General features: G+C 63.6%; 1 protein-coding gene and 2 pseudogenes. All 3 read left to right on the forward strand.

The window, feature by feature from the left end; genetic code table 11:
- Positions 1–80 precede the first annotated feature (80 nt).
- Positions 81–1,565: pseudogene (locus QMO76_RS35145) on the forward strand (ISAzo13 family transposase); the annotation flags it as partial.
- Positions 1,566–1,628: 63 nt separating this feature from the next.
- Entirely contained in the window at positions 1,629–1,787 is a 159-nt protein-coding gene (locus tag QMO76_RS35150) for a hypothetical protein (protein ID WP_306365694.1), read from the forward strand.
- 36 nt (positions 1,788–1,823) lie between these two features.
- A pseudogene (locus QMO76_RS35155) lies at positions 1,824–2,181 on the forward strand (hypothetical protein); the annotation flags it as partial.

A 2,181-nucleotide genomic window follows, 5' to 3' on the forward strand; every position in this document is an offset into this window, starting at 1 on the left:
GAGGCTCAACAGGTTGACCGTGTAGTGGAGCCGTAAGGTAATAGCGTGTTGTTCTGGGCTCCAATGGTTTCCGGTGTGTTATGGCGGTGGTGAGCGGTGCCGTGGCGGTGATGGCCGCACGGTTCGCGGCCCTGTTTCCGCACTTGAACGAGCGGCAGCGACGGTTGGCCTTGGCCAGCGAGGCGAGATCGTTGGGGCATGGTGGAGTGCGGGCGGTGGCGCGGGTGGCCCAAGTCAGCGAAACTACCGTACGCAGAGGCATATTCGAGCTCGAGGCAGGCGAAGAGCCGCTGCCCGACGGGCGTGTGCGACGACCCGGCGGTGGTCGCAAGTCCGCCGAGGAATTGGATCCAGGCCTGGTTCCGGCGTTGCTGGCGCTGGTGGAGCCGGACGAGCGTGGTGATCCGATGTCGCCGCTGCGCTGGACGGTCAAGTCGCTGCGGAATCTGGCCGGGCAACTGACCCAGGCCGGGCATCCGGCGTCTGCGCCGACGATGGGCCGGTTGTTGAAGGAACAGGGTTTCAGCCTGCAAGCTAACGCCAAAACCCTTGAAGGAACCCAGCATCCGGACCGCGACGCCCAGTTTCGCTATATCAACGAGCAGGTCAAGGCGCATCACGCCGCCGGGCAGCCGGTGATCAGTGTCGATGCCAAGAAGAAGGAGCAGCTCGGCCAGTTGCCCAACGCCGGGCGGCAGTGGCGGCCCAAAGGCCAACCGGTCGAGGTCGAGGACCACAGCTTCTACTTCGTCGGACCCGAGGTCGAGGTGGCGATTCCGTTCGGGGTCTATGACATCGCCAACGACAGCGGCTGGGTGAATGTGGGACCTGACCACGACACCTCGGTCTTCGCGGTCGAATCGATTCGACGCTGGTGGCGATCGCGCGGATGCCTGGACCATCCGGACGCCGATCGCATGATGATCACCGCCGACTGCGGGGGCTCCAACAGCTACCGATATCGGCTATGGAAGGCCGAGTTGGCGGTGTTCGCCGCCGAAACGGGTCTGAGGGTGACCGTCTGCCATTTCCCGCCGGGCACATCGAAATGGAACAAGATCGAGCACCGGCTGTTCTCCCACATCACCATGAATTGGCGTGGCAGGCCGCTGACCGGTCACGAGGTCGTCGTCAACAGCATCGCGGCCACCCGCACCCGCACCGGTCCACGTGTTCACGCTGAACTCGACACCGGCACCTATCCGACCGGAATCTCGGTCAGCCGCGAACATTTCCGATCGCTGCCCGTCACACCCCATCGCCAGAGTGGCACCTGGAACTACACGATTTCCCCGGCCGGACCGCAAGGCGGGATCCTCACCACCGGCGACCGGGACGCCGCTCGAGCGCATGCTCTCACGCCGCTCGCCGACCCGAAGGTCACCAGCATGCCCAACCACGAACTGCGGCAACTCTGCGACCGATTGGCGCCGGCGCAAGCAGCCGTGGCCGAACAACGCAAGTATCTGCAACGCGGCGGGGCGCGCCGCAAACAACGCGGAGATCACGGCAGGCCACTACTGACTCCGGCCGACAAAGTGCTGATCACCGTCGCCTATCTACGACGGGTCTGCCCCTAGAAAGTCCTGGTCGAACTGCTGGAAATCAACCCGAACACCATCGGTCAGATGATCAAGGAAACCCGAACCTTGCTCAACGAACAGCAGATCGCCATATCCCAGATCTCCCGCTACTTCTCCGACGTCCAAGAACTGCGGCGATGGCTCAAAATGACACTACCGCAGCACAACTCGAAGCATCACAGACGCTATCCGACCCCGAATTGACCGGCATGTCCCGCGAGGACCTCCAAGCCCTGATCGATGGGATCTCGTCGCCCTACCACGCAGCGATCCAACGCCGCCGCCATCATCAACGCGGCGGCGACCGCCGTCCTGGTCACCCGCGGCGGCATGTTCCGCCAAAAGATCACCGACGCCGACCGGATCCTGACCACCGTGCTGGCAAGGCGAGAACTATGCGACCAGCACACCCTCGCCGAGTTGTTCGGCGTCAGCCGCGGCACCATCCGCAACGCCATCGACGACGTCGCGCCGTTGCTCGAACACGACGGCTTCGTCACCACCCATCGAAACGCCAATTCGCCACGGCGGCAGAGATCTTCACTCATATCGCCCCGGACGAGGACCACGTATCGCCAAGTTGAATCGTTACAACTCC

It is taken from the genome of Nocardia sp. CC227C, from assembly GCF_030767025.1.
In the GTDB taxonomy this organism is placed as follows: Bacteria; Actinomycetota; Actinomycetes; order Mycobacteriales; family Mycobacteriaceae; genus Nocardia.